26 protein-coding genes are annotated in these 24,689 nt (G+C 75.2%); 16 read left to right on the top strand and 10 right to left on the bottom strand.

Annotated elements, in window-relative coordinates; genetic code table 11:
• Positions 1-6: 6 nt before the first annotated feature.
• Genes J4557_RS03075 through J4557_RS51510 form a run of 3 tightly spaced genes read left to right on the top strand, consistent with a single transcriptional unit; the run spans position 7 to position 2,413 of the window.
• Positions 7-441, top strand: a complete 435-nt coding sequence (locus tag J4557_RS03075) for a MaoC family dehydratase (RefSeq protein ID WP_307799344.1) — start codon at positions 7-9, stop codon at positions 439-441.
• Complete coding sequence (locus J4557_RS03070) at positions 438-1,613, top strand: lipid-transfer protein (RefSeq protein ID WP_208264784.1); 1,176 nt, start codon at positions 438-440, stop codon at positions 1,611-1,613. Before J4557_RS03075 ends, J4557_RS03070 begins: the two co-directional genes overlap by 4 nt.
• Positions 1,610-2,413, top strand: a complete 804-nt coding sequence (locus J4557_RS51510) for a MaoC/PaaZ C-terminal domain-containing protein (RefSeq protein WP_208264783.1) — start codon at positions 1,610-1,612, stop codon at positions 2,411-2,413. The genes J4557_RS03070 and J4557_RS51510 overlap by 4 nt, the downstream gene beginning before the upstream one ends.
• Positions 2,414-2,454: 41 nt before the next feature.
• Here the strand turns inward: J4557_RS51510 and J4557_RS51505 are convergent, their stop codons facing one another.
• Positions 2,455-3,177, bottom strand: a complete 723-nt coding sequence (locus J4557_RS51505) for a MerR family transcriptional regulator (protein ID WP_208264782.1) — start codon at positions 3,175-3,177, stop codon at positions 2,455-2,457.
• A 63-nt stretch (positions 3,178-3,240) separates the two neighbouring features.
• On the opposite strand from J4557_RS51505, the gene J4557_RS03055 reads away from it, so the two are divergent.
• Complete coding sequence (locus J4557_RS03055) at positions 3,241-3,696, top strand: DUF6194 family protein (protein WP_208264781.1); 456 nt, start codon at positions 3,241-3,243, stop codon at positions 3,694-3,696.
• Between the two features lie 9 nt (positions 3,697-3,705).
• Here J4557_RS03055 and J4557_RS03050 read toward each other — a convergent pair whose 3' ends face one another.
• The 3 genes from J4557_RS03050 to J4557_RS03040 all read right to left on the bottom strand — a co-directional run bounded on the left by J4557_RS03050 (position 3,706) and on the right by J4557_RS03040 (position 6,207).
• Positions 3,706-4,911 (bottom strand): MFS transporter, encoded by a 1,206-nt coding sequence (locus J4557_RS03050; protein WP_208264780.1) that lies wholly within the window; start codon positions 4,909-4,911, stop codon positions 3,706-3,708.
• Positions 4,912-4,995: 84 nt separating this feature from the next.
• Positions 4,996-5,472, bottom strand: coding sequence for an RrF2 family transcriptional regulator (locus tag J4557_RS03045; protein WP_243775202.1), 477 nt, complete (start codon positions 5,470-5,472; stop codon positions 4,996-4,998).
• Positions 5,473-5,496: 24 nt separating this feature from the next.
• Complete coding sequence (locus tag J4557_RS03040; protein ID WP_208264779.1) at positions 5,497-6,207, bottom strand: TetR/AcrR family transcriptional regulator; 711 nt, start codon at positions 6,205-6,207, stop codon at positions 5,497-5,499.
• Positions 6,208-6,292: 85 nt separating this feature from the next.
• On the opposite strand from J4557_RS03040, the gene J4557_RS03035 reads away from it, so the two are divergent.
• The 3 genes from J4557_RS03035 to J4557_RS03025 are packed head-to-tail and all read left to right on the top strand — an operon-like array spanning position 6,293 to position 9,179.
• Positions 6,293-7,687: an MFS transporter gene (locus J4557_RS03035; protein ID WP_208264778.1), complete on the top strand. Its 1,395-nt coding sequence runs from the start codon at positions 6,293-6,295 to the stop codon at positions 7,685-7,687.
• Positions 7,684-8,016, top strand: a complete 333-nt coding sequence (locus tag J4557_RS03030; RefSeq protein ID WP_208264777.1) for a nuclear transport factor 2 family protein — start codon at positions 7,684-7,686, stop codon at positions 8,014-8,016. Before J4557_RS03035 ends, J4557_RS03030 begins: the two co-directional genes overlap by 4 nt.
• On the top strand, positions 8,013-9,179 hold the full coding sequence (locus tag J4557_RS03025) for an SGNH/GDSL hydrolase family protein (protein WP_208264776.1): 1,167 nt from the start codon (positions 8,013-8,015) through the stop codon (positions 9,177-9,179). Before J4557_RS03030 ends, J4557_RS03025 begins: the two co-directional genes overlap by 4 nt.
• Before the next feature lie 50 nt (positions 9,180-9,229).
• Here J4557_RS03025 and J4557_RS03020 read toward each other — a convergent pair whose 3' ends face one another.
• Positions 9,230-11,089, bottom strand: coding sequence for a CocE/NonD family hydrolase (locus J4557_RS03020; protein ID WP_208264775.1), 1,860 nt, complete (start codon positions 11,087-11,089; stop codon positions 9,230-9,232).
• A gap of 190 nt (positions 11,090-11,279) precedes the next feature.
• Here J4557_RS03020 and J4557_RS03015 point away from each other — a divergent pair, with 190 nt between their 5' ends.
• On the top strand, positions 11,280-12,839 hold the full coding sequence (locus J4557_RS03015; RefSeq protein ID WP_208264774.1) for a FadD3 family acyl-CoA ligase: 1,560 nt from the start codon (positions 11,280-11,282) through the stop codon (positions 12,837-12,839).
• On the opposite strand, the gene J4557_RS03010 is transcribed toward J4557_RS03015, so the two are convergent.
• Both J4557_RS03010 and J4557_RS03005 read right to left on the bottom strand, forming a co-directional pair.
• Positions 12,826-13,728 carry an acyl-CoA dehydrogenase family protein gene (locus tag J4557_RS03010; RefSeq protein ID WP_208264773.1) on the bottom strand — a complete coding sequence of 301 codons (903 nt, stop codon included), beginning with the start codon at positions 13,726-13,728 and terminating at the stop codon, positions 12,826-12,828. The two genes, J4557_RS03015 and J4557_RS03010, sit on opposite strands and share 14 nt — an antisense overlap.
• Positions 13,725-14,855 (bottom strand): acyl-CoA dehydrogenase family protein, encoded by a 1,131-nt coding sequence (locus J4557_RS03005; RefSeq protein ID WP_208264772.1) that lies wholly within the window; start codon positions 14,853-14,855, stop codon positions 13,725-13,727. The genes J4557_RS03010 and J4557_RS03005 overlap by 4 nt, the downstream gene beginning before the upstream one ends.
• 193 nt (positions 14,856-15,048) lie before the next feature.
• Here J4557_RS03005 and J4557_RS03000 point away from each other — a divergent pair, with 193 nt between their 5' ends.
• Positions 15,049-16,215 (top strand): acyl-CoA dehydrogenase family protein, encoded by a 1,167-nt coding sequence (locus J4557_RS03000; RefSeq protein ID WP_307799343.1) that lies wholly within the window; start codon positions 15,049-15,051, stop codon positions 16,213-16,215.
• Entirely contained in the window at positions 16,212-17,225 is a 1,014-nt protein-coding gene (locus tag J4557_RS02995; RefSeq protein ID WP_208264771.1) for an acyl-CoA dehydrogenase family protein, read from the top strand. Before J4557_RS03000 ends, J4557_RS02995 begins: the two co-directional genes overlap by 4 nt.
• 54 nt (positions 17,226-17,279) lie before the next feature.
• Here the strand turns inward: J4557_RS02995 and J4557_RS02990 are convergent, their stop codons facing one another.
• Positions 17,280-18,008, bottom strand: a complete 729-nt coding sequence (locus J4557_RS02990) for a TetR family transcriptional regulator (RefSeq protein ID WP_208264770.1) — start codon at positions 18,006-18,008, stop codon at positions 17,280-17,282.
• 75 nt (positions 18,009-18,083) lie between these two features.
• Here J4557_RS02990 and J4557_RS51500 point away from each other — a divergent pair, with 75 nt between their 5' ends.
• The 4 genes from J4557_RS51500 (at position 18,084) to J4557_RS02970 (ending at position 21,081) form a co-directional block, all read left to right on the top strand.
• On the top strand, positions 18,084-19,919 hold the full coding sequence (locus J4557_RS51500) for an ABC transporter ATP-binding protein (protein ID WP_208264769.1): 1,836 nt from the start codon (positions 18,084-18,086) through the stop codon (positions 19,917-19,919).
• Positions 19,916-20,137, top strand: coding sequence for a hypothetical protein (locus tag J4557_RS02980; protein ID WP_208264768.1), 222 nt, complete (start codon positions 19,916-19,918; stop codon positions 20,135-20,137). Before J4557_RS51500 ends, J4557_RS02980 begins: the two co-directional genes overlap by 4 nt.
• A gap of 140 nt (positions 20,138-20,277) precedes the next feature.
• The gene (locus tag J4557_RS02975; RefSeq protein WP_243775201.1) at positions 20,278-20,850 is read left to right on the top strand and encodes an RNA-guided endonuclease InsQ/TnpB family protein; all 573 of its coding nucleotides are present in this window, start codon (positions 20,278-20,280) and stop codon (positions 20,848-20,850) included.
• 81 nt (positions 20,851-20,931) lie between these two features.
• Positions 20,932-21,081, top strand: a complete 150-nt coding sequence (locus tag J4557_RS02970) for a hypothetical protein (protein WP_208264767.1) — start codon at positions 20,932-20,934, stop codon at positions 21,079-21,081.
• Between the two features lie 7 nt (positions 21,082-21,088).
• On the opposite strand, the gene J4557_RS02965 is transcribed toward J4557_RS02970, so the two are convergent.
• A complete protein-coding gene (locus J4557_RS02965; RefSeq protein ID WP_208264766.1) occupies positions 21,089-21,697 on the bottom strand; it encodes a TetR/AcrR family transcriptional regulator in 609 nt (202 codons plus the stop codon).
• A gap of 75 nt (positions 21,698-21,772) precedes the next feature.
• Here J4557_RS02965 and J4557_RS02960 point away from each other — a divergent pair, with 75 nt between their 5' ends.
• Together J4557_RS02960 and J4557_RS02955 are read left to right on the top strand one after the other, a co-directional pair.
• Positions 21,773-22,183 carry a nuclear transport factor 2 family protein gene (locus J4557_RS02960; RefSeq protein WP_208264765.1) on the top strand — a complete coding sequence of 137 codons (411 nt, stop codon included), beginning with the start codon at positions 21,773-21,775 and terminating at the stop codon, positions 22,181-22,183.
• Positions 22,184-22,190: 7 nt separating this feature from the next.
• Positions 22,191-23,642: an MFS transporter gene (locus J4557_RS02955; RefSeq protein WP_307799340.1), complete on the top strand. Its 1,452-nt coding sequence runs from the start codon at positions 22,191-22,193 to the stop codon at positions 23,640-23,642.
• Here the strand turns inward: J4557_RS02955 and J4557_RS02950 are convergent.
• A complete protein-coding gene (locus J4557_RS02950; protein WP_208264764.1) occupies positions 23,637-24,641 on the bottom strand; it encodes a DUF5954 family protein in 1,005 nt (334 codons plus the stop codon). The genes J4557_RS02955 and J4557_RS02950 overlap by 6 nt on opposite strands.
• Positions 24,642-24,689: the final 48 nt, after the last annotated feature.

Here is a 24,689-nt window from a genome sequence, read left to right as displayed (position 1 = left end):
CGGACCGTGAGCCGCGCTTACGCCGAGGTCGCCGTCGGGGAGGAGCTCCCCGAGCTGCCGATCCCGCTGACCCGCACGATGATCGTCGCGACCGCCCTGGCGAGCCGCGACTACCAGGACGTCCACCACGATCCGGCGCTCGCCGAGGAGCGCGGCTCCAAGGACGTCTTCATGAACATCCTCACCACCAACGGGCTCGTCGACCGGTACGTCACCTCGTGGGCGGGACCCGCCGCCCGGGTCAAGGCGATCAGGATCCGGCTCGGCGCCCCCAACTACCCGGGCGACACCATGGTCCTCACCGGCACCGTCTCCGCCAAGCACGACGACGGCCACCGCGTCGAGATCGCCGTGCGCGGCGTCAACGCGATCGGCCCCCACGTCACCGGGACCGTCGTCGTCCAGCTTCCCGCCGCTCGGGAGCGGGGAGGTGCCGCGTGAGCGTCCTGCCCGGCGCCGCCGCGATCGCCGGCATCGGCGCCACTGAGTTCTCCAAGGAGTCCGGGCGCAGCGAGCTCCGGCTCGCCTGCGAGGCCGTCCTCGCCGCCATCACCGACGCGGGGCTCGAACCGTCCGACGTCGACGGCCTGGTCACCTTCACCGCCGACACCAGCAGCGAGATCCACATCGCCCGCAACCTCGGCATCGGCGAGCTGACGTTCTTCTCCCGCGTCGGGTACGGCGGCGGCGCCGCCTGCGGCACCGTCCAGCAGGCCGCGATGGCCGTCGCGACCGGTGTCGCCGACGTCGTCGTCTGCTACCGCGCGTTCAACGAGCGGTCCGGCGAGCGCTACGGCCTCGGCCAGGCGAACCGGCCGATGGAAGTCAGCGCCGACCGCGCCGCCTACTCGTGGATGACCCCCTTCGGGCTGTCGACCCCGGCCCAGTGGGTCGCCATGTTCGCCACCCGCTACATGCACGAGTACGGCGCGACCAGCGAGGACTTCGGCCGCGTCGCCGTCGTCGACCGCGCGCACGCCGCCACCAACCCCAAGGCGTGGTTCCACGGGCGGCCCATCACCCTCGAGGAGCACCAGGCGTCCCGCTGGATCGCCGAACCCCTCCACCTGCTGGACTGCTGCCAGGAGAGCGACGGCGGCCAGGCCCTCGTCATCGTGTCCGCGCAGCGCGCCCGCGACCTCCCGCACCGTCCCGCGCTCATCTGGGGCGCCGCGCAGGGCTCGGGCAACGACCAGCACATGATGACGAGCTACTACCGCTCCGAGATCTCCGGCATCCCCGAGATGGGGCTCGTCGGACGCCAGCTCTACGCCCAGTCGCGCCTGACGCCCGCCGACATCCAGGCCGCGATCCTCTACGACCACTTCACGCCGCTCGTCCTGCCGCAGCTGGAGGAGCTCGGCTTCTGCGCCAGGGGCGAGGCCAAGGACTTCATCGCCGACGGCAACCTCTCGCTCACCGGCCGCCTGCCGTTCAACACCCACGGCGGCCAGCTCGGCGAGGCCTACATCCACGGCATGAACGGCATCGCCGAGGCCGTCCGCCTGGTGCGCGGCACGTCGGTGAACCAGCCGGGCGACGTCCACAACGTCCTGGTCACCGCCGGAACCGGCGTCCCGACCAGCGGCCTGGTCCTCGGAGCGGACCAGTGAACGCCGGCGACTGGAAGGGCCGCGCCCTCGGCACCCGCACCGTCTCCTACGACGAGACGCGCCCCATCCTCTACGCGCTCGCGGTCGGCGCGCACGCCACCGACCTCGACCTCGTCTTCGAGGAGAGGCTGCGGGTCCTGCCGACGTTCGCGCTGACCCTCGCGCAGTGGGCGCCCGACGCGCTCGGCTCCGCGGGCGCCTTCGACGTCCGGACGGCGGTGCACGGGACGCAGCGGCTCCGCGCCCTCGCGCCCCTCCCGCGCTCGGGCGCCGTCGAGATGTCCGCGCACGTCTCCGGCGTCTGGGACAAGGGCCGCGCCGCCGTCTTCGACGTCACCGTGGCCAGCGAGTACTTCGAGGCGACCTGGTCGCTGTTCGCCCCCGGCTCCGGCGGCTTCGGCGGCGAGCGGGGCCCGTCGGCGCGGGCCCGCCCGTCCACGGCGCCGGACCTCTCCCTGCCCGTCCGGACGGATCCGGACCAGGCGGCCCTCTACCGCCTGCTGGGCGACCGCCACCACATGCACATCGACCCGGAGGCGGCGAAGGCCGCGGGCATGCCGCGCCCCTTCATGCACGGCCTGTGCACCCTGGCCGCCGTGACCCTGCCGCTGGCCGCCGCCGTCGGCGCCCACCCCGCCGACCTGGAGGAACTCGAAGCCCGCTTCGCCTCCCCGGTCTTCCCCGGCGACGAGCTCGCCGTCGAGGCGTGGAAGGCCGGCGACGCGACGGCCTTCGAAGCGTCCGTGGACGGCACCACGGTCCTCTCCGCCGCCCGCGCGACCTTCACCGGGGCGCGTTAGGCGGTATCAGCCCCGGTCGCGGGGCCTGAGGCGGGCGCCGGTCACACCGGCCGCCCCTCCTCGGGCGAGAGCAGTGCGGCCAGCGCGGCGGCGGCTTCGAGGAGGGCCCCGGAGCGGGCGTCGATGGCCGCGGCGCGGGCGTCGAAGGCGGCCGCCAGGTCGGCGCGGCGCCGGGCGCGGCGCAGTTCCGGCATGAGGGCGCGGAGCGGGGCGATGCGGTGGCCGGCCAGGCGGAGCTGGTGGACGATCCGTGCGTCCCGGACGTCGGCGGGCGCGTACCTGCGCGCGCCGCGCGGGCCGGTGCGGGCGGGGACGACGAGGCCCTCGGCGTCCCAGTGGCGCAGGGTGGACGTGCGGACGCCGAGGGCGGCGGCCAGCTCGGACACGGTCATCGCGTCGGACGGGCGGACGTCGCGGATGGGCTCGGCCGTGATCGCCTCGGCGGCGTCCCGGGCGAGGGCGAGGTCCCGGCGCTCGGCGTCGAGGCGGGCGTGCGCGGCGTCCAGCAGGGCGAGCAGGCCGGAGCGGGGGCCGGCGTGCGCCGCACGCATGATCGTCTTGGCCTCGACGGGGCCCGTGGCGGCGGCGAGGGCCCGGTAGGCGAGCGCGGACCGGACGTGGGTCTCGGTGTAGCGCCGGTAGCCCGAGGCGGTGCGCGACGCGGGCGGGAGCACGCCGTCGCGTTCGAGGTTGCGCACCTGCTGGACGGAGCATCCCGCGCGGCGGGCGACGTCCACCGTGCGTAACGAGTTGCGACTTCTCACGCCCCGGCCTCGTGCTCTCCGCGCCGAAGTCTCCACAAGCACATGAATGGAACGCTAGAACACATGAGCATCGAGGAGATCATCGGGTTCGTGCGCGGCCTCGGAGGCGTGCTGGTCCTCGAACCCGGGCCGGACGACGGCTCGCCCGAGATCGCGTGGGGCGACGCGTTCTTCTACTACGCGCCGGACGGGGCCGTCCCGACGACGACGCAGCCGTTCGCGACGATCGTGACGAAGGACTACCCGGGGGACGAGGGGTCGCGGCTGGACCGGCCCGGCGCGTTCCGGCTGAACATCGCCGCAGGGAAGGACGCCTTCGCGCGGTGGACGGCGCAGGGCCCCGGCGATCCGGCCGCGGCGGACGTCCTGCGAGCGCACCCCGTCTACGCGGACGCGGGCTGGCTCGCCGTGGTGAATCCCGGGCCGGCGAGCGGGGCGGCGGTGCGGGAGCTGCTCCGCACGGCGCACGGCCGGGCCCGCCGGCGCTACGAGAGGCGTTCCGCCCTCCGCCGGCCGTGAGCGACCAGGTCAGTGGCGGCGGGTGAGGAAGAGGTGGAGGAGGCAGAGGGCGGCCAGCGCGGTGCAGGCGGCGAGGGCCGCCGTGGCGCCGTGGGGGAGGAGGACGCCTCCGAGGACGGTGCCTGCCCCGATGCCGGCGTAGAGCGCGGAGGCGTTCAGCCCGACGACGACGGCGGTCTCCTCCGGGGCGGCGTTGATGAGGCGGACCTGCTGGGCCGGGGTCTGGAACCAGGTGGTGGCGCCCCAGGCGATCATCAGGAGCGCGGTGACCGGGAGCCAGGACGTGCCCGCCGCGGACGCGCAGGTGAGCAGGGCGAGGGTCGCGGCGAGGGCGGTGTAGCCGGCGGCCTGGACGCGGACGGGGCCGTGGCGGTCGACGCGCGCCCCGGCCGCCAGGTTGCCGGCGACGGCCCCGGCGCCGTAGAGGAACAGCAGCCAGGGCTCCGCGTTCGCGCCGGCGCCGAGGGCCCGCATGATGGGGACGGCGTAGGCGTAGAGCCCGTACCCGGCGGCCATGCCGAGGACGGTGAGCGGCAGGACGGCGACGACGCCGGGGTGGCGCAGGGCGGCGAGCCGCCGGCGGAGCGGGATGCGGGGGCCGCCGGGGAGGGCGGGCATCGCGCGGAGCACGCCCGCGGCGGCGACCGCGCACAGGGCCGCGACGAGGGCGAGCGCGGCGTGCCAGTCGAGGGTCCGGGCGGCGAGGCTGCCGAGGGGGACGCCCAGGGCGGTGGCGACGGTGAGGCCGCCGACGACGACGGCGAGGGCGCGGGCGCGCTGCGCGGGGGCGACGAGCGAGGCGGCGGCCGCTCCGGCGTTGGGGGTGAAGGCCGCCGCGCCGGACGCGGCCACGACCCGCGACACCATGAGGGTCGCGAAGTCCGGCGCGAGCGCGGAGCCGAGGTTGGCGGCGGCCAGCACGGCGAGGGCGGCGACGAGCAGGGCGCGGCGGGGGACGCGGGCGAGGACGGTGGCGAGCACGGGGGACAGCACGGCGTAGGTGACCGCGAACGCGGTGGCGGACTGCCCGGCCGTGCCTTCGGAGACGTGCAGCGAGGACGCCATGTCGGGCAGGAAGCCCGCGACGACGTAGGCGTCGGTGCCGACGGCGAAGGTGCCGAGCCCGAGGATCAGCGTCGATCCGAGCCCGCGCGGGGCGGGGCCCGCGGCCGTTTCCCGCCGCGCGCGCTCCTGTCGATGTATCGGGCTATTCAACGTCCCTGTTTCCTCTCCAGAGAAGCCCGGGCCGGGCGGCGGTCGGTCGGTGCGGTGGTCGGTCGGCGCGGTCGGCGCGGTCGGTCAGTCGGTGAGGCGGCCGTAGTTGCGCCGGGTGCGGGCGGCGCCGTCGGGTGCGCGGTCCATCAGGTCGGCGATGGTGGTGCCGGCCAGCTCGCGGCGCCACGCCAGTTCGGCGCGGCGCATCAGGCCGGAGATGCCGCAGGGGGCGTCGAACTCGCCGCCGGCGTCACGGCCGCCGATCCCGCGCTGCCGGATCTCGGTGCAGCGGAACGCCTCGAGCGGTCCTTCGAGGGCGGTGACGACCTCCATCACCGAGATCCTCTCGGGCGGTCGGGCGAGCGACCAGCCGCCGCGCACGCCGGGGGCGGAGGTCAGGATCCCGGCGCGGGCGAGCGGCTGGAGGCGCTTCTTGAGGTACTCCTGCGGCAGGTCGAACCAGGCGGCCAGGCGCCGGATCGACACCGGCGCGCGGTCGTCCAGCCAGCCGAGCGTCACGCAGCAGTGCAGCCCCCACTCGACGCCCTCGCCCATCCGCATGAACCGGGACTATACGCGTCCCGTTTATGCGGTGAGGCCCAGGGAGGCGATCAGGTCGCGCATCTCGTCCCGGTAGACGGCGGCCGGGTCGTGGACGAGCGGGCGCAGGTGCCCGTACATCTCCAGGGCCATCAGCCCGTGCATCCTCCCCCAGACCCGCAGCGTCAGGGCGAGCGCCTCGGGCGGCAGGCCGGGGAAGTCCTCCCGGACGTGGCCGACGAGCCCGGGGTCGAAGTCGTCCCAGGCGTAGCCGCGGCCGTCCGCCTGGAGCGCGGCGGCGGCCGGCCAGGCGGCGGCGACGAGGCCGACGAGCCCGGTGCAGGCGCGCAGCTCGGCGGCCTTGCCGGGGCCGTCGTCCGGCGCCCGGTACCCGGGCACCGGGTCGCCGTAGATCAGCCGGAAGCCCTCCGGGTTGGCCACCGCCCACTCCCGCACGGCCTGCGCCCAGGCCAGGATCCGGCCGCCCGGGTCGGACTCGGGGACGGCGTCGCGCGCGGCCTCCGCGGCGTCCACCACCGCGCCGTACACGTCGCCGATCAGCGTCGTGACCAGGTCGTCGCGGGTGGCGAAGTAGCTGTAGATCGCGCCGGCCGTCATGCCCATCTCGCGGGCGATGGCGCGCAGCGAGATCGCGTCCGGGCCGCCCTCCGCGAGCAGCGTGAGCGCGATCGCCTTGATCTCGTCGCTGGTCTGCGCGCGCAGCCGGGCGCGGCGGCTCGGGGTCGGGTCGTTCACGCTTGACACTCTACAGCGTTGGACTACTGTACGGCGTGCTCGAATTGAACGGCGTGTAGTAAATCAACGGCATGCAGGAGATGGTATGGAAGGGCACCGGCCACGGCTCGTGCTGCTGGCATTGACGCAGCTCATCGTGGCTCTCGACTACAACATCGTGTACGTGGCGCTGCCCGGCATCGGGTCGGCGCTCGGCTTCGGCCCGTCGTCCGTCCAGTGGGTGGTCAGCGCCTACTCGGTCGGGCTCGGCGGGCTCCTGCTGTTCGGCGGGCGGGCCGTGGACCGGCTCGGCGCCCGCCGGATGTTCGTGACCGGCCTCGCGCTGTACGGCGCCGCCTCGCTCGCGGGCGGCCTGGCGTCCGGCGCGGGGACGCTCGTCGCCGCCCGCGCGGTGCAGGGCGCGGGCGGCGCCCTGCTGACCCCGGCGACGCTCGCCCTCATCTACCGCGGATTCGCCGAGGGCCCCGCGCGCAACAGGGCGCTCGGCGCCTGGGGGATGGCGGGCAGCGCGGGCCTCGCCGCCGGGTCGCTGCTGGGCGGCGTGCTGACCCACTATCTGGGCTGGGAGTGGGTGTTCTTCGTCAACGTGCCGCTGGCGCTCGGCTGCGCCCTCGCGGCGCCGCGGCTGCTGCCCGCCGACCCCACCCGCGCCCCCGGCTCCTTCGACGTGCCGGGCGCGGTCCTCGCGACCGCCGGATCGGCGCTGCTGGTGTTCGGGCTGGCGAGCGGCCCGGACGCCGGATGGGCGTCCCCGCGCGCCGCCGGGTCGCTGGCCGCCGGCGCCGTCCTGTTCGCGGTGCTGCTCGCGGTGGAGGCCCGCACCCGCGACCCGCTCATCCCGCTGCGGCTGGCGCGCGGCCGCGGCCCCGCGACCACCATGGTCGTGATCGCCGTCTTCCAGGGCACGCTCGGCGGCGGCTACTACATCCTGACCTCCTACCTGCAGCCCGTCCTCGGCTACAGCTCGCTGGAGGCGGGGCTGACGTTCCTGCCGCTGACGCTGGTCTGCATGCTCGCCGCGCTCAAGGCCACCCCGGTGCTGCTCGGACGCTGGGGGATCCGCACCACGCTCGCCGTCTCGACGGCCGGTACGGGCGCGGGCATCGCCGCCATGGTCGCCGGCACCACGGCCGGCGGCGGCTTCTGGACGCTGCTGCCCGGCAGCGTCGTCTGGGGCCTGTTCGGCGGCGTCGCGTTCGTGACGCTGTTCGCCTCCGCCGGCGCGGGCGTCCCGCCGGACCAGCAGGGCGTCGCGTCCGGGCTGGCCAGCAGCGCCAAGGAGATCGGCGGCGCCCTCGGGCTGGCGGTGTTCGTCGCGATCGCCAACGGCCCGGGCGACCTCCTGCACGGCCTGCACGCCGCCGGGTGGGCCGCCGCGGCCGCCACCGTGGCGGGCGGCCTGATCGCCCTCGTCCTGAAGCCCGCCCGTCCCGAGATCCGGGACGGGGAGTCCGCCTCTCTCGAAGGAGCCCTCCGATGACCGCGACCGACCTGATCAACGCCTACCTCGACATCTGGAACGAGCGCGACGCCGCTTCCCGGGAGGCGCTGATGAAGACCGTCCTCACCGATGACGCGCTTTACAGCGACCCCGACTACGCGTGCCTGCGCGGGCACGCCGAGCTGTCGGAGGCGATCGGGCGCGCCCAGGTGAACTTCGGCGACCTGCGCTTCGCGCTCGGCGAGGTCATCGGCGTCCACCACGACCGGGCGCTGTTCACCTGGCGGCTGGGCGAGGCCGCGACCGGCCACGACGTCGTCGAGTTCGACGGCGACCGCATCCGCAGCGTCGTCGGGTTCTTCGGATGACCGGCGAGCGCGCCTGGGCCGCCGCCTGGACCACCGCGCCGCAGCGGCCGGGCCCCGGCTTCGCCCCCAACTGGTCCGAGGAGGGCCTCGGCGGCCGGACGGTCCGCCAGACCGTCCGGCTCGGCATCGGCGGCGACGCGCTGCGGGTCCGGCTGTCCAACCGCTACGGCACCGCGCCGGTCCGGATCGCGGGCGCCACGGTCGCCGCGTCCGCGGGCGGCGCCGCGGTGAAACCCGGCACGCTGCGGGAGCTGACCGTGGACGGCGCGCCCTCCTTCGCCGTCCCGCCCGGCGCGGACCTCGCCACGGACGGCGTGCCGTTCCCGGCCGGACCGCTGGACGCGGTGACGGTCACGATGGTCCTGGACGAGCCGTCCGGGCCGGTGACGTTCCACGCCCAGGCGCTCGCGACGACGTACCGGGCGGCGGGCGACCACCGCGCCGACGGCGACGGCGCCGCCTTCACCGGGACCTCGCAGTCCTGGTACCTGCTCGCGGGCGTGGACGTGGCCGCGGCGGGGGCGGCCCCCGGCGACGGCATCGTCGTCCTCGGCGACTCGCTCACCGACGGGACGGGCGGCACCCCGGACACCGACCAGCGGTTCCCCGACCTGCTCGCCCGGCGGCTGGTCGCGGCGGGCCGGCCGCGCGCCGTCCTCAACCAGGGGATCGGCGGCAACCGGGTGACGGTCGACTCGCCCTGGCTGGGCGACCGCGCCACCGCCCGGTTCGACCGCGACGTCCTCGCCCAGCCGGGGATCGGCACCGTCGTGGTCTTCGCCGGGATCAACGACGTCGGGATCGGCGAGGTCGCCGGCGACCCGCCGTTCCCGGTCCTCGCCCCGTGCACCGTGGTGCCGGCGGCGGACGTCATCGCCGGCCACCGGGACATGATCCGCCGGGCGCGCGCCGCGGGCCTGCGGACGGTCGGGGCGACGCTCGGGCCCATGCGGGGCTCGGCCTTCTCCACGCCGCGCAGCGAGGCGGCGCGCGCGGAGGTCAACGCCTGGATCCGCGGGTCGGGGGAGTACGACGCCGTCCTCGACATCGCCGCGGTGCTCGGCGACGCCCTCGACCCCGCCCACGACTCGGGCGACCACCTGCATCCGGGCGACGCGGGGTACCGGGCGATGGCCGAGGCCGTCGACCTCGACGTGCTGTGACGTCCGGCCGGGGCCGTCCCCCGTGGGACCGGTCCCGGCCGGACGGCGGGTCAGGGGAGGGTGGACAGGTCGATCGCCGACACGGCCGCGGCGTCGTGGCGGATCGTGTACCGCCCGCCGGCCAGCGACGGCAGGTCGGCGAGCGGGACGAGGTGCGGGAAGTCGGCGGTCGCCACGCGGACGCGGAGGCGGTGGCCGGCGGGAACGGTGGCGAACGCCGGCCGGATCTGGATGTCGTACCGGGTCACCGCCCCGGGCGCGACCGGGCGCTGCGCCGCGCGGGTGAGCGGGTGGTACGGGTACACCCAGCCGCCGGGCGCCCCCTTCCAGCTGCGCTTCCCGTCGACCGCGCGCATCGAGCCCATGAGCGCGCCGCCGCTGAGGTCGGTGGACGTCCCGTCGGGCGCGACGTCCTCGAGGGTGAGCGTCCACAGCGTCTCCGGGCGGGTGGACGCGGCGCGCAGCGTGACGCCGATCGGCCCGGCGAGCTTCAGCGGCTCGGCCAGAGCGGGTGAGGTGTAGGTCGTCTCGCCCGGCCCCCGGACGGGTTTGCGCTGGGCTCCCGTGCAAGGCGAGGCGATGCCCGCACTGGCGAAGAGCTGCGACAGCATCCCGGCGGCGAACTGGTCGGTGGACCGGGTGCACGGGTTCGACAGGCCGGTGAACGCGATGGAGTCGCCGGGCTCGGCACCGGTCGGCTTCGCGGAGGTCAGGCGTCCCTGGGAGCGCAGGTACATCCGGGTCGGGCGCGCCTGAGCGAGGGGGTAGTCGGCGGTGTCGTAGCGCCGTCCGCCGGGCTCGATCACGTGGAGGGGAGTGGCGGTGGAGACGGTGCCGCGCCCCTTCAGCCAGTGGTCGAACCAGGCGAGCTGGATCGCGTCGAGGTCCTGCCCGGTGCCCATGTCGCCGTGCGTCCACGGGCCGTAGAGCAGCTGGTACTTGTCGGAGACGGGCTGGCCGGGAGCCATCGGGGCGGTCACCGGACGGCCCGCAGCCGCGTTCTGCAGCCCGCTGTAGAGCAGCGGTTCGCCGCGCTGGAAGACGTCGTAGAGCCCGCCGACGAGGTAGACCGCGACGCCGTTGGCGACGATCCTGCGCAGGACGCTCTCCGGCGCCCGCTCCTTCCACCAGGCGCCGTCGTACCTGCGCGGGCCGTTGGTGAGCATGTCCCGCGCGATCGTCAGCTCGAACGGCCCGGCCTGCATGAGGTGCTCGTAGGCGAGGACGAGCGCGGCCGCCGGGTCCTTGGGCAGTTCCACGAACGGCGTCGTGACCCGGGTGACCCCGTAGCCGAAGACCAGGCCGAGCGGCGACTCGACGTTCAGCGCGCCGCCGCTGACGAACAGGTCGCGGTAGGGGTCGGCGGACGCCGCCATCGGGAAGACCGCCTTGAGCGGGGAGTGCGGGCCGACCGCGGCGGCGGTGAACAGCTGGTCGATCGCCAGGTACGACAGGCCGAGCATGCCGACCTCGCCGCTGGAGTTCGGCAGCCGCGCCGCCCAGTTCACGATCTGCGCGCCCGCCTGCGCCTCGGACGGCTCGAACAGGTCGAACCTCCCCTGCGAGCCGCCGGTACCCGGCACGTCCACGACCAGCCCGAGGTAGCCGCGCTCGATGAGGTACGGGTTGAGCCCGCCGGTGCCGGGCGAGCCGGTCTCCGCCGACGGCGTCTTGCCGTACGGGGTGAACCCGACGATCACCGGGAACGGGCCGCGCGCCGGCTTCCCGGTGGCGCGGTCGGTGGGCACGTGCAGGTCGGCGCGCAGCACCGTCCCGTCCTTGAGCTTCAGTGTGAGGTCGCGCTGCACGGCGATGCCGTAGGGCGCCGCCGGCGCGGGGGCCGCCGAGGCGGGGACGGCCAGTGCGGCGAGGACCAGGATCAGCGAGCACGCGGCTGCGAGACGGCGCATGGCGCGACTCCCGGGGTCGGAGGTGCTTGGGCGGGACGCTAACAACCCGCGCGGCCCTCCGGAACCCCAAACGAACAAATTTGTTCATTTAATGCGCGTCCTGGCCGCCGGACGCGCGAGCGTCCCGGCGGGTACCGGTGAGCGGGACGGCCTGGCCGATCCGGGGTGACCGGGGCCACCATGGGCTGCCATGGGCGAACTGACGATTCCGGCGGTGTTGGCACGGGCGGCGGAGGCGTTTCCGGACGCCGAGGCCGTGGTGGACGGGGACGTCCGGGTGACGTTCGCGCAGCTGTGGGACCGGGTGCGGGAGGCGACGGCCGCGTTCGCCGGCGCCGGGATCGAGCCGGGCGACCGGATCGCGATCTGGGCGCCGAACGGGCTGCCGTGGATCGTGACCGTCCTCGGCGCCATGGGCGCGGGCGCGACGCTCGTCCCGCTCAACACCCGGTACAAGGGCGACGAGGCGCGCTGGCCGCTGACCCGCGCCCGCGTGAAGATGCTGTTCGTCGCCGACGGGTTCCTCGGCATCGACTACCCCGGCATGCTCGGCGTCGACGCGACCGGCGCCTACCCCGGCCTGCCCGACCTGAAGGCCGTCGTGACGTTCAACGGCGAGGAGCGGCCGGGCGTGACGTCCTGGGCCGGGTTCGCCGGCAAGGCCGTCCCGCTCGCGGAGGCGGACGCGCGGGCCGCCGCCGTCCGCCCCGGCGACGTCGCCGACATCCTGTTCACGTCCGGGACGACCGGGCGGCCCAAGGGCGTGATGTGCACGCACGAGCAGAACGTCCGGACGTTCGAGGCGTGGGCGGCGCGGACCGGCGTGCACGCCGGCGACCGCTACCTGATCGTGAACCCGATGTTCCACTCGTTCGGCTACAAGGCCGGCGTGATCGCGTGCGTGCTGAAGGGCGCCACGATGGTGCTCCAGCCGGTGTTCGAGGTGGCGGAGACGCTGCGGATCATCGAGGCGGAGCGGATCACGGTGCTGCCCGGCCCGCCGACGATCTACACCACGCTGCTGGACGCGCCGGGCCGCGCCGAGCGCGACCTGTCCTCGCTGCGGCTCGCGGTGACCGGCGCCGCCGACGTGCCGGTCGCGCTCGTCCGGCGGATCCGCGAGGAACTGTTCCCGCAGGTCATCACCGCGTACGGGCTGACGGAGTGCTCCGGCACGGTGTCCGCCTGCTCGCTGGACGACGATGACGAGACGATCGCGACGACGTGCGGCCGGGCCATCGACGACGTCGAGGTGAAGATCGTCGACGACCGGGGCGAGCCGGTGCCGGCCGGCACCGACGGGGAGATCCTCGTCCGCGGCTACAACGTGATGAGCGGCTACCTCGACGACCCGGAGGCGACCGCCGAGACCATCCGGGACGGCTGGCTCGACACCGGCGACCGGGGCCGCCTGGACGAGCGCGGCAACCTGTCCATCACCGGCCGCTCCAAGGAGATGTTCGTCGTCGGCGGGTTCAACGTGTACCCGGCGGAGGTCGAGGATGTCCTCGCCCGGCACGGCGCGGTCGCCGAGTCCGGCGTCGTCGGCGTGCCGGACGCCCGGATGGGCGAGGTCGGCCGCGCCTACGTCCGGCTGCGGCCCGGCCGCACCGCGACCGCGGACGAGCTGGTCGCGCACTGCCGGGAGCGGCTCGCGAACTTCAAGGTCCCGAGGGAGGTCGTCTTCGTGGACGACCTCCCCAAGACCGCCTCCGGCAAGGTCCGCCGCGTCGAGCTCAAAGAGCGGTGATGACGCGGGCCCGGTGCTCGGCGGGGGTGCCCCACGCCGAGCGCAGGGCGCGGGCCTTGCGGATCCACAGGGACGGGTCGTACTCGTCGGTGTAGCCGATGGCGGCGTGCACCTGCAGCGCCGTCTTCGCCGCGAGGTACGACGCGTCGGACGCGGCGACCTTCGCGGCCGACGCGTCCCGCGCGAAGTCCCCCGTCCCGTACGACAGGGCCGCGCCGTAGACGAGCGGGCGCGCGAACTCCAGCTCCACCATCGCGGTGGCGAGGTGGTGCTTGACGGCCTGGTACTCGCCGATCGGGTGCCCGAACTGCTGCCGGGTCTTCGCGTACTCCACCGACACGTCCAGCAGGGCGCGGCCGAGCCCGACCTGCTGCGCGGCGCACAGCAGCACGCCGAGACCGGTCAGGCCGGACGGTGCGCCGTCCACCCGGAACAGGCGGCGGGCCGGGTCGATGGACGCGACGCGCTCGCCGGCCCGCACGGCGGTCCCGTCGGCGGCGACGACCAGGTCGGCGACGTCGGCGTCCAGCGCGTGCGGGACGGCGACCGACACCAGCGCCTCGCCCTCGGCGATCCTCCCCAGCAGGTCCCCGTCGTCCAGGAGCTCGGCCGCGGCGAGCGTCTCGACGTACGGGCCTGGCGCGGCGGCGCGGCCCAGCTCCTCCATCGCGACGGCCAGCTCGACGGGGAGCAGCCCGGCGCCGCCGTGCTCCTCCGGGACGGCCAGCGCGAACACGCCCGCCTCGGCGGCCTGCGACCACAGCGCCCGGCCCGGCGCGGCGTCGCCCGCCGCCCACGCGCGGACGGCCTTCGCGGTCTCCGCGCCGGCCAGCAGCCGGCGCAGCGTCTCGCCGAACATCCGCTGCTCGGCGGAGAGGACGAACTTCACCGGGACCCCCTCGGCAGGCCGAGCAGCCGCTCGGCGATCACGTTGCGCTGGATCTCGTTGGTGCCCGCGTAGATCGGGCCGGCCAGGGAGAACACGTAGCCCTCCAGCCAGTCGGAGTCGAGCTCGCCGTCCGGGCCGAGCAGGTCGAGGGCCGTCTCGTGCAGCGCCACGTCCAGCTCCGACCAGAAGATCTTGTTGAGGCTGGACTCCGCGCCGACGTCGTCGTCCCGGGAGACCGTCTCGAAGCCCTTCAGCCGGTACGCGCGGGACCGGATCCACGCGTCCGCGACCCGGTCGCGCAGCGCCGTGTCGGACGGGTCGGCGCGCTCCTTCCACAGCCCGACGAGCCGCTCGGCCGCGGCGGTGAACCGGCCGGGGCTGCGCAGCGTGAGCCCGCGCTCGTTGCCGGCGGTGCTCATCGCGACGCGCCAGCCGTCGCCGGGCGCGCCGATGACGTCCTCGTCCGGGACGAACACCCCGTCCAGGAACAGCTCGGCGAACGCGGGCTTGCCGTCGAGGCGGCCGATCGGGCGGACCGTCACGCCCTCGGCGTCCAGCGGGAACATCAGGTACGTCAGGCCCCTGTGCCGCGACGACTCCGGGTCGGAGCGGAACAGGCCGAAGCCCCGGTCCGCGAACGCGGCGCGGGAGCTCCACGTCTTCTGGCCGTCCAGCAGCCAGCCGCCGTCGGTGCGGGTCGCGGTGGAGCGCAGCGCGGCGAGGTCGCTGCCCGCGCCGGGCTCCGACCACGCCTGCGCCCAGATCACCTCGCCCGCGGCCATCGGCGGCAGGATCCGCGCGAGCTGCTCGGGGGCGCCGTGCTCGAGCAGCGTCGGCGCCAGCAGGTTGATGCCGTTCTGGCTCACGCGGCCGGGCGCGTCCGCCGCGTAGTACTCCTCCTCGAAGATCAGCCACTGGAGGACGGAGACGCCGCGCCCGCCGTACTCCTCCGGCCAGGACACGACGCCGAGCCGCGCCTCGCCCAGCCGGCGCTCCCACTCCCGGTGGAGCGCGAAGCCCTCCTCGGTCTCGAGCGACGGCAGCGGCTCGGCCGGCACGTTCGCGCGCAGCCAGCCGCGTACCTCGGCGCGGAACGCCTCGTCCGCCGCCCCGAATTCAAGATCCATGCGGTGCCTCCCTCACTGCCGCCTTCACTGCCGCCCTCACTGCCGTGCCGCGCTTCTTTCTAACAACTGTTTGGTAGAGTAGCCGCCGCCGCCCACCGCCCCCGCCACCGCCTCCCGGCCAGCGGGATCCGCGCCCCGCCCGCGGCCGGGTGCCGCCGGATCTCCTTGCGGGGCGATCCGGTATGAAGGGGCCGTGCCCGCTTTGAGACTGGACGCGGCGGCGCTGCCGCCCGAGCTGGACGAGCTGCGCCGGGACGTCCGCGCGTTCCTCGCCGAGGAGATCGCCGCCGGACGGATCGTCCCGCACGCCGACAACTGGCTGGCGGGCTGGGACCCCGCGTTCAGCCGTCGGCTCGGCGAGCGCGGCTGGATCGGCATGACGTTCCCCCGCGAGTACGGCGGGAGCGGGGCCGGGTCCCTCGCCCGGTTCGTCGTCACCGAGGAGCTGCTCGCGGCCGGCGCGCCGGTCGCCGCGCACTGGATCGCCGACCGGCAGTCCGGGCCGTCGCTGCTGGCGTACGGCACCGAGGAGCAGCGCCGCGCCTACCTGCCCGGCATCGCGCGCGGCGAGGTCCACTTCGCGATCGGCATGTCCGAGCCCGACTCCGGCTCCGACCTCGCGTCCGTCCGGACGCGGGCCGAGCGCGCCGGCGGCGGCTGGACCGTCAACGGCGCCAAGGTGTGGACGAGCGGCGCCCACGTCGCGCACGCCATGATCGCGCTGGTCCGGACGGGACCGCCCGGGCCGAGCCGGCACGAGGGCCTCACCCAGCTGATCGTCGACCTCGGCGCGCCCGGCCTGGAGATCCGCCCGATCCGGCTGCTGACCGGCGAGCACCACTTCAACGAGGTCGTCCTCACCGACGTGTTCGTGCCCGGCGACCGCGTCCTCGGCACGGTCGGCGACGGCTGGCGGCAGGTGACCGGCGAGCTGGCCTTCGAGCGCAGCGGACCCGAGCGGATCCTCAGCACGTTCCCGCTGCTCGCGGCCGCCGCCGGGCGGCTCGCCGAGCGCGGCGCGGACGCCGCCGACCGGGCCCGGATCGGCATGGTCGTCGCGCGGCTGTGGGCGCTGCGGCGGATGTCCCTCGCGGTCGCGGCGCGGCTCGCCGCCGGGGACGCGCCCGCCACCGAGGCCGCCGCCGTCAAGGACCTCGGCACCCGGTTCGAGGGCGCGCTGATCGAGACGGTGCGGCTGCTCGCCCGGGTCGAGCCCGACCTCGCGTCGTCCGATCCGCTCGCGCACCTGCTGGCGCAGTCGGTCCTGCACAGCCCCGGGTTCACCCTCCGGGGCGGGACCAACGAGATCCTGCGCGGCGTCGTCGCCAAGTCGGTGCTGCCGAAGGGGGAGACCCGGTGAACGACATCGTCCGGGACCTGGTCGAGACCGTGGACGCGGTGTGCGCCCGCCACGCCGACCCCGGCCGGGGATGGGACCCGCGCCTCTGGGACGGGCTGGAGCGGGTCGGCGTGACGCTGCTGCCCGTCCCCGAGGAGCGCGGCGGCGCCGGAGCCGACCTCGCCACGGCGGCGGAGGTGCTGCGGGCGCTGGGCCGGCACGCGGCGGCCGTCCCGCTGGCGGAGACCGCGCTGCTGGCCGGATGGCTGCTCGCGGACGCCGGTGCCGACGTCCCGTCCGGGCCGCTGACCGCCGCCCTCGCGGGACCCGACGTCGCTCTCCGGCAGGACGGCGGCGCATGGACGCTCACCGGCACCCTGCCGCGCGTCTCGTGGGCCCGGCACGCGGAGGGCGTCGCGGTCCTGGTCGCGGGGCACGTCGCCTTCGTCGCGCGCGGCGGTTACGAGGTCGACGAAGGCGCGAACCTCGCGGGCGAGCCGCGCGACACCGTCCACCTGCGCGACGTCGCCCCCGCCCGGGTGCTCGCCTCGGCGGCGACCGCGCAGGCGTTCCGGGAGCGCGGCGCGCTCGGCCGCGCGGCGCTGATGGCCGGGGCGATGGAGACGGCCACCGGCCTCGCGGTCCGGTACGCGGGCGAGCGCGTCCAGTTCGGCCGGCCGCTCGCGCGGTTCCAGGCCGTCCAGCAGCATCTCGCCGAGATGGCGGGCGAGACGCTGATGGCCACCGTCGCGGCGCAGGCGGCGGCCGCCGAGGGCACCGGCTTCGCGATCGCGGCGGCGAAGGCGGCGGTGAGCGAGGCCGCCGGGACGGTCTGCCGCCTCGCCCACCAGATCCACGGCGCGATCGGGTTCACCGACGAGCACGGCCTGCGGCACGCCACCACCCGGCTGTGGGCGTGGCGCGACGAGTGCGGCAACGAGGCCGAATGGGGCGAGGCCCTCGGCGCCCGCGCCGTCGACGCGGGAACCGGCGGGCTCTGGCCCCTCATCACGGCGGGCGGGGACCTCTAGGGGACCCGTTCCGCCCGGTTCAGCCACGGGCGGCCGGTCCGCCACGGCCCCGCGTCAGTCCGTCCGGGACGCGGTGCCGGGGGCGGCCGCCTCGCGGAGCGCCGCCGCCGCGCGCTCGAGCGCGACCTCCTGAGGACCGGCGGCCTCCGCGCTCGGTTCCGGGTCCGGGCGCATCCCGCGCAGCAGCAGCTTGATGGTGAGGACGGTGAGCGGCAGGCCGGAGCGCTCCGTCGCGCCCGCCGCCCGTTCCAGCGCCGCCTCCCGCTGGCCCGCGGCGATCGTCGCGTGGACGAGGACGGCCGCGAGCGACTCGGGCGGCTCCCCGGCGGCGACGTCGCCGCGCCGCTGCCCGGCCTCCAGCACCTCCGCCAGCGCGAGCACCGGGTTCGGGACGTCCTCGCCGAGGTGGTCCGACAGCCGCTCGGGCTGGTTGGCGATGCCGCGCATGATCGCGTCGCGGAGCGGGCCCGGGGCGGGCGCGGCGCGGCGCAGCGCCGTGAAGGCGTTGCCGACGACGACGCCGGTGCCGGAGCCGGCGGCGAGGCCCGCACGGCAGGCGTCCGCGAACGCGGCGCAGGTGACGATCGCGGCCTCCAGCACCACGTCGTCCTTGCTGGGGAAGTAGGTGAAGAACGTCCCCCAGCTGACGCCGGCCGCGGCGACGATGTCCTCGATCCGGGCGGCCTCGACGCCGGACCGCTCGAACTCGGCGATCGCCGCCTCGTAGACGCGGCGGCGCGTCTCGATGGCGCGGGCCTGGCGGGGACGGCGGGCGGTCGGCATGAGAAGACCTCTGGTGCGGCGGGCCGGACGGTCCTATTCTGCCAAAGTTGATGCGTATCAACTTTGGAGGCCGACGTGGTCGTCGCAGGGCTACCGGAACGGCTCGCCGGGTCCGGCCGGGTGCGCGCGCTGCGGATGCTCTGGGGTGCGGGCAAGGGCTGGTCGGCGGCGGTCGCCGTGCTGGTCCTGGCGAACGCGGTGCTGCCGAACGCGAGCCTGGTCGCGCTCGGCTACGCGGTCGGGCGCATCCCGGCGGCGGCCGCCGCGCACCTGCACGGCGCGCCCGGACGCGCCCTCGCCGTCGCGCTGCTGGTCGCCGGCCTGCTCTACGCGGCGACCCTCCTCACCGGCCCGTACCAGGACTGGCTGAGCGCCTGTGTGAAGGCGCACCTGGTCGACGACCTGCAGAGCCGGCTCATGGCCGCCGTCAGCGGCCCGGCGGGCGTCGCGCACCTGGAGGACCCGGAGACCCAGGACCGGCTGGAACTGGCCAGGGGCAGGCTGACCGGCCACGTCCCGGCGGACGCGCCCGTCGCGCTCGCCTCCGCCGCCGGGTCGCGGCTCGCCGGGATCGCGGCGTGCGGCGTCCTCGCCACGTTCCGGTGGTGGCTCGGCCTCGCGCTGCTCGCGGTGTGGCTGCTGATCCGGCGTCCGCTGCGGAAGATCATCCTCGCCCAGATCGTCGGGTTCCGGACGAAGGCGGAGGTGCTCCGGCGCGCCTGGCACTTCCTCTACCTCGCGATCCGCCCGACCGCCGCGAAGGAACTGCGCGTCTTCGGCCTCGGCGACTGGACGATCGACCGGTACCGCGAGCACTGGGCGGCCGGCATGGCGACGACCCGGGAGAGCTGCGCCCGGCTCACCCGCCGCGCCTACCTGCTCGCCGGCGCCGTCCTCGCCGCCTACCTCGCCGCGTGCGGCACGCTCGCGTACGCGGCGCTGCACCACCAGATCGGCCTGCGGGAACTGTCGGTCATGCTGCCGCTGCTGCCCGCCACCATGTACGCGGGCACCGTCACCACCAGCGACATCTCCGCCGAATGGATGGTCTCGGCCCTGCCCGACCAGGCCGCGCTGGAGGCGCGCCTGCGCGCCGCCCGCGAGGACCTGAGGGGCGGGCGGGACCCGGCCGGGCTGCCCGAGCACGGCATCCGGCTGGACGGCGTCCGCTTCGCCTACCCCGGCGGCGAACCCGTGCTCGACGGCCTCGACCTGGACATCCCGGCGGGACGGTCCACCGCGATCGTCGGCGTGAACGGCGCCGGCAAGACCACGCTGGTCAAGCTGCTCGCCCGGATGCACGACCCGACCGGCGGGACGATCACCGTGGACGGCGTCCCGCTCCGCGACCTCGACGCGGCGCGCTGGCAGCGCCGGTTCGCCGCCGTGTTCCAGGACTTCAACCGCTACCCGCTGCCGCTCTGCGAGAACGTCGCGCTCGGCGCCGTCGAGCACGCCGGGGACGAGGACGGCCGCGCCCGCGCCGCCGCCCGCGCCGGCGCGCTCGCCCTCGCCCAGGAGATCGGCTGGGACACCGTCCTGTCCCGCCATTACGAGGGCGGGACCGACCTGTCCGGCGGCCAGTGGCAGCGCGTCGCCCTCGCCCGCGCGCTGTTCGCCGTCGAGCACGGCGCGGCGGTGCTCGTCCTCGACGAGCCGACCGCGTGGCTGGACGTCCGCGCCGAGGCGGCCTTCTACGACCGGTTCCTCGACCTCACGCGCGGCCTCACGTCCATCGTCATCTCGCACCGCTTCTCGACCGTACGCCGCGCCGACCGGATCTGCGTGCTGGACGGCGGCCGCCTCGCCGAGCAGGGCGGGCACGACGAGCTGATGGCGCTCGGCGGGACCTACGCGGAGATGTTCCGCCTCCAGGCCGCCCGCTTCCGCGACGAGGAGGACGACGCATGACGACCGTCCGCCGCACGTTCCGCGTCCTGGTCGCCGACGGGTTCCGGGCCGCGCCGCGCCCGATGATCGCCGCCGCGCTGACCACTCTCGCGACCGCGCTCACCCAGATCGCCTACCCGGTCGGCATCCGCACGATGGTCGACGCGCTGGCGCGGCACGACGTCGCCCGTGGCGTCCAGGATGCTTTCTGGCATGTGGACGGTTTGGGTGTTGCGTGAGCGCCGGTCTGGGTGTCTCGGCGAGGCGAGTGCGAACTGCTGGTGGGGATCGGCGGCACGATGCGATCATGGGTCATGACCTCACAGTGGTGAAAGGAATACGTAGCGTTGATATAAGGTCAGTGTCGTGACGGCATCGGATGGCCCTGCCCCATAGTGAGCACGGGAAGAAGGCCGCCGCGCGGCTGGCGCATTATCAGCGGCAGATGGCCCGCCGCCGCGCCCCCAAAGGCACATCCCAGTCAAAGGGATACCGCACAGCACAGCGGCACGCGGCCAGGGCGCATACCAAGGTCAGCCGGCAGCGCCAGGACGACGCTCGCAAATGGGCCAAGAAGGTCGTCCGTGACCACGACGCGATCGCGGTCGAGGACTTCCGCCCCACGTTCCTCGCCCGTTCCACGATGGCGGGTAAGGCCGCCGACGCCGCGATCGGTGCGACCAAGAAGGCCCTGGTCGAGATGGGCCGCAAGCACTGCCGGGACGTCCGTCTGGTGGACCCGGCGTACACCACGATGGACTGCGGCGGGTGCGGTGCGAGAGCCAAGCACCGCCTGCCGCTGTCGGAGCGTATTTACACCTGCACCGCGTGCGGAGCGGTGTCCCCGAGGGACAAGAATTCCGCGCGTGTGATGCTGGTCCGGGCGGGTCTGGACCCGGACGGTGCCGATGGCGCAAGACCTCCCGCCCCGCCGGGGCGGGAGGCGGCCTGAGCCGTGAATCCCCGCACTTCTCATGGCGGGAGGGGCCTGGAGAGTCCCCTCCCGCCAGGGAGGGGAGCAGTCAAGATCCTGGTGTCGCACTTCTCGACCGTCCGGATGGCCGACCTCATCGTCGTCATGGACGGCGGGCGGGTCGTCCAGGCCGGTGAGCACGCCGCGCTCCTCGCCGAAGGCGGGCTCTGCGCCGAGCTGTTCGAACTCCAGGCCCGCGCGTACCTGTAGGGCGCGGCTAGGGGAGGCGGACGCCGACGAGCTTGGTGAGGAGCCGGTCGACCTGCTCCTCGAGCGGCTCCCACGGCAGGTCGGGCTGGTTCGCGCGCATCGAGGCCGCGCCGTGCACGGCCGCGCGCAGGTCGAGCGACACGGCCGCCGCGTCGCCGGCGGGGGCGAGGCCCGCGTCCATGCAGCGCTGGACGGCCTCCACGGTGCGCTTGCCCAGCTCCATCCTGAACGACGTGTCGCACCGCTGGTTGACGGCGCTCTCGTGCAGCACCTTGTAGAGGCCGCGATGTTCGCGCGACCAGGCGCCCATGACCTGCACGCGCGCGCGCAACCCGCCCACCGGGTCGCCGGCCGCCGCCTCGGCCTCGTCGCACGCCCGGACGAGGTCGGCGTGGCTGCGCTGCATCGCCGCGAGGACCAGCGCGTCCCGGTCGGCGAAGTGCAGGTAGACCGACGTCGCCGCGATGCCGATCTCGCGGGCCACCGCGCGCAGCGACAGCGCCTCGTCGTCGCCCAGCTCCTCCAGGAGCCGCAGCGCGGTCGCCACGATCTCCTCGCGCAGCCGTTCGCCCTGGCCGCGCCGGTTCCGCCCGCGGGAGGGCGATGCCGTTCCCATGCGGGCATTCTAATGCGACGACCTTTGCGCTACAGTCGTAGCGCTACAGCTGTTCAGTCAACGAAGGGCTCCGCCGTGACCACCACCGCCCCCCACGAGGCGACCATCGCCGAGCAGGAAGCGAACAAGGCGACCGTCCTGGCCTTCTACGAGGCCGGGCTCAACCGCAAGGACTTCGACGCCGCCGCACGGCTGATCGGGGACCGCTACGTCCAGCACAACCCGCGCATCGCCGACGGCATCGAGGGCTTCCGCGCCTTCGTCGACACGATCCGGGCCGAGTTCCCCGACCTGCGCGCCGAGGTCAAGGGCCTGTACGCCGACGGCGACCGCGTCATCGCGCACGTGCACGGGATCCGCGTGCCCGGGCAGGCCGGCACCGCGATCGTCGACATCTTCCGGTTCGAGGACGGCAGGATCGTCGAGCACTGGGACGTGATGCAGCCGATCCCGGACACCGCCGCCAACCCCAACGGCATGTTCTGAGCCGGCCGTGACCACGGAAACGGTTCCCGGAGAGCGGGAGGGCGCGGCGCGGACCGCGCCCGCCTCGCGGCGCTGGTGGGCGCTGGCCGCCGTCGCCGCCGCCCAGCTCATGATCGGCATCGACATGACGATCATGAACATCGCGCTGCCGTCGCTGCAGCGCTCCCTGCACCTGTCCGACCCGGACCGGCAGTGGGTGATCACCGTCTACGCGCTCGCCTACGGCGGCCTGCTGCTCCTCGGCGGGCGGCTGTCGGACCTGATCGGCCGCCGCCGCGCGCTGCTGACCGGGCTGGCCGGGTTCGCGCTGGCGTCCGCGCTCGGCGGCGCGGCCCCCGGCCCGGCCCTGCTGCTCACCGCGCGGGCCGCCCAGGGGGCCTTCGGCGCCCTGCTCACCCCGTCGGTCCTGGCGACGCTGGCCGCGTCCTTCCCCGCCCCGGCCGAGCGCGGCCGGGCGTTCGGGATCTACGGGACCGTGATGGGCAGCTCGTCCGGGCTCGGCGTCGTGCTCGGCGGCGTCCTCACCGACTACCTGGACTGGCGCTGGTGCATGCTCGTGAACGTGCCGATCGCGGTCGCCGCCGGGGCCGGGGTGCTCTACGCGGTCCGCCCGGTGCCGCGCACGCCGGGCGTGAAGGTCGACGCCGTCGGGGCGCTGCTCGCCACCGCTGGACTCATGAGCCTGGTCCTCGGCTTCGCGCGGGCGGAACCGGACGGCTGGGGCGCCGCGACGACCGCCGGGCCGCTGGCGGCCGGGGTCGCGCTGCTCGCGGCGTTCGCCTGGGCGCAGACCCGGGTGTCCGCGCCGCTGCTGCCGCCGCGGGTCGTCCTCGACCGGCGGCGCGGCGGCTCGTACCTGGCGGTCCTCGGCCTGTCGGTCGGGATGTTCGCCGCGCTGTTCTTCCTCACCTTCTACCTGCAGAACGTGCTCGGATACCCGCCCGTGCGGGCGGGCGTCGCGTTCCTGCCGCTCACGGCCGGTCTGATGATCGGCGTGCGGGGGGTGAGCCGGCTGCTCGTCCGGGCGCCGGTGCGGGCGCTGCTGGCCCCGGGCCTGCTGGTGATCGCCGCCGGGCTCGCGCTGCTCGCGACCCTCCGGGTCGACAGCGGCTACTGGACGCACGTGCTGCCGGTGTTCCTGCTCGTCGGGCTCGGCACCGGCTGGGTGCTCGTCACCGCCAACAGCACGGCCACGCTCGGCGCGGGGCCCGACACCGCCGTGGCCGGTGCGGGCGTCATGACGTCGCAGCAGATCGGCGCGTCCCTCGGCACCGCGCTGCTCAGCACCGTCGCGGGGACGGCCGCCGCAGACTACCTGCGGGCCCACCCGGTCGCCCCGGCGCGCGCGGCCGTGCACGGCTTCGACGTCGCGAGCCTCGGCGCGTCCGGCGCGCTGTGCCTCGTCGCGGCGGCGGTGTTCCTCGTCACCGGCCGGGCGGCCGCCGCCCGGCCGTCATGAGGTCTCCTCCTCCTCTTCCTCGTCGTACTCCTCGCCGTGAACGGGGCCGGACAGCCCGTAGCGCTCCTGGTCGGAGGGGCGCGGGGCCTCCGGCCCGTCCCGGCCGAGCCGCAGCATCCGCGAGATGCGGACGGTGCGGAACTCGCGCCCCGCCGCGGTGAACGCGTGCCCGGTCGCCGCCTCGATCTGCTCGGCGGCCCGCTCCCACTCCGCCAGCTCCGCCGGCCCGGGCGGGTCGCCCTGGAACTCGCGCAGCCGCGGCAGCAGGTCGCCGAAGTAGCGCGCCAGCCGGTGCCGCGTCTCCTCCGGGTCGTCGCCGCCGGTCAGCGGCGCCCACCCGTTCTCCTTGACCTCGACCGCGACGAACGTGGGCGGCAGCAGCACCACGCCCGGATGCGTCCGCACCGCGTGCTGCGCCTCGGCCAGCACCATCGGCGGGACGGAGCCCGGCACCGGCATGAAGCCGACCAGGTTCAGCCGCAGCTGCGCCTCCCACTGCCCGGCCGGCGCCGCCGGCTCCAGCAGGTGGCCGCGGAGCATCCCGTCGCCGCAGGAGCCGGGCGTGTCGGTCGGCCGGGGCGGCTCCATCACCCGGTCGCCGAGCAGCGTGTACTTCTCCACCCGGATGACCCGGTAGCGCCGGTCGCCGATCTCCCACTCGTCCTTCGGGAGCTGGTCGCCCTCCTCGGGGTCGAGCCGGCCCGCCGCCGCGAGCATCGCGCGCGCGACGCCGGGCGGGTGGCCGCCGTTCGCCGCGTCCCGCCGCAGGTCGGCGGCCAGGCCGTAGCGGGCGGCGGACGGGTCGGTCGCGCCGAGGCAGCCGATGCGCCACTCGGCGCCGGTCTGCACCGCGTACCCGAAGTCGGGCGACCCGGCCGGCAGGAGCCGGGGGAAGGCGAGGATCGCGTCGCCGATCTCGCGGTCCCGCACGGCCGCGACGGGATCGAGGGAGGCGACCAGGTTGATGTGGTCGTACCCCTGCATCAACGGGAACGTCATGCCCCTCATAGTCGGTATCCGCACGGCGGCCCGCAGCGGAATCCGCGG

Origin of the sequence: Actinomadura nitritigenes, assembly GCF_017573545.1 — a bacterium.
GTDB classification, from domain to species: Bacteria; Actinomycetota; Actinomycetes; order Streptosporangiales; family Streptosporangiaceae; genus Spirillospora; species Spirillospora nitritigenes.
Note: the sequence above shows the minus strand (reverse complement) of the source record. Positions and strands in the feature narration are given on the sequence as shown.

Excerpts from the sequence above, each read along its gene's own strand:
- J4557_RS02990 (WP_208264770.1), bottom strand. The coding sequence starts at position 18,008 with ATGCCGACCGCCCGCCGTCCCCGCCAGGCCCGCGCCATCGAGACGCGC.
- J4557_RS02965 (WP_208264766.1), bottom strand. The coding sequence starts at position 21,697 with ATGGGAACGGCATCGCCCTCCCGCGGGCGGAACCGGCGCGGCCAGGGC.
- J4557_RS02950 (WP_208264764.1), bottom strand. The coding sequence starts at position 24,641 with ATGACGTTCCCGTTGATGCAGGGGTACGACCACATCAACCTGGTCGCC.
- J4557_RS03025 (WP_208264776.1), top strand. The coding sequence starts at position 8,013 with ATGACCGGCGAGCGCGCCTGGGCCGCCGCCTGGACCACCGCGCCGCAG.
- J4557_RS02980 (WP_208264768.1), top strand. The coding sequence starts at position 19,916 with ATGACGACCGTCCGCCGCACGTTCCGCGTCCTGGTCGCCGACGGGTTC.
- J4557_RS03020 (WP_208264775.1), bottom strand. The coding sequence starts at position 11,089 with ATGCGCCGTCTCGCAGCCGCGTGCTCGCTGATCCTGGTCCTCGCCGCA.
- J4557_RS03055 (WP_208264781.1), top strand. The coding sequence starts at position 3,241 with ATGAGCATCGAGGAGATCATCGGGTTCGTGCGCGGCCTCGGAGGCGTG.
- J4557_RS03005 (WP_208264772.1), bottom strand. The coding sequence starts at position 14,855 with ATGGATCTTGAATTCGGGGCGGCGGACGAGGCGTTCCGCGCCGAGGTA.
- J4557_RS03045 (WP_243775202.1), bottom strand. The coding sequence starts at position 5,472 with ATGCGGATGGGCGAGGGCGTCGAGTGGGGGCTGCACTGCTGCGTGACG.
- J4557_RS03015 (WP_208264774.1), top strand. The coding sequence starts at position 11,280 with ATGGGCGAACTGACGATTCCGGCGGTGTTGGCACGGGCGGCGGAGGCG.
- J4557_RS03035 (WP_208264778.1), top strand. The coding sequence starts at position 6,293 with ATGGAAGGGCACCGGCCACGGCTCGTGCTGCTGGCATTGACGCAGCTC.
- J4557_RS02975 (WP_243775201.1), top strand. The coding sequence starts at position 20,278 with ATGGCCCTGCCCCATAGTGAGCACGGGAAGAAGGCCGCCGCGCGGCTG.
- J4557_RS03030 (WP_208264777.1), top strand. The coding sequence starts at position 7,684 with ATGACCGCGACCGACCTGATCAACGCCTACCTCGACATCTGGAACGAG.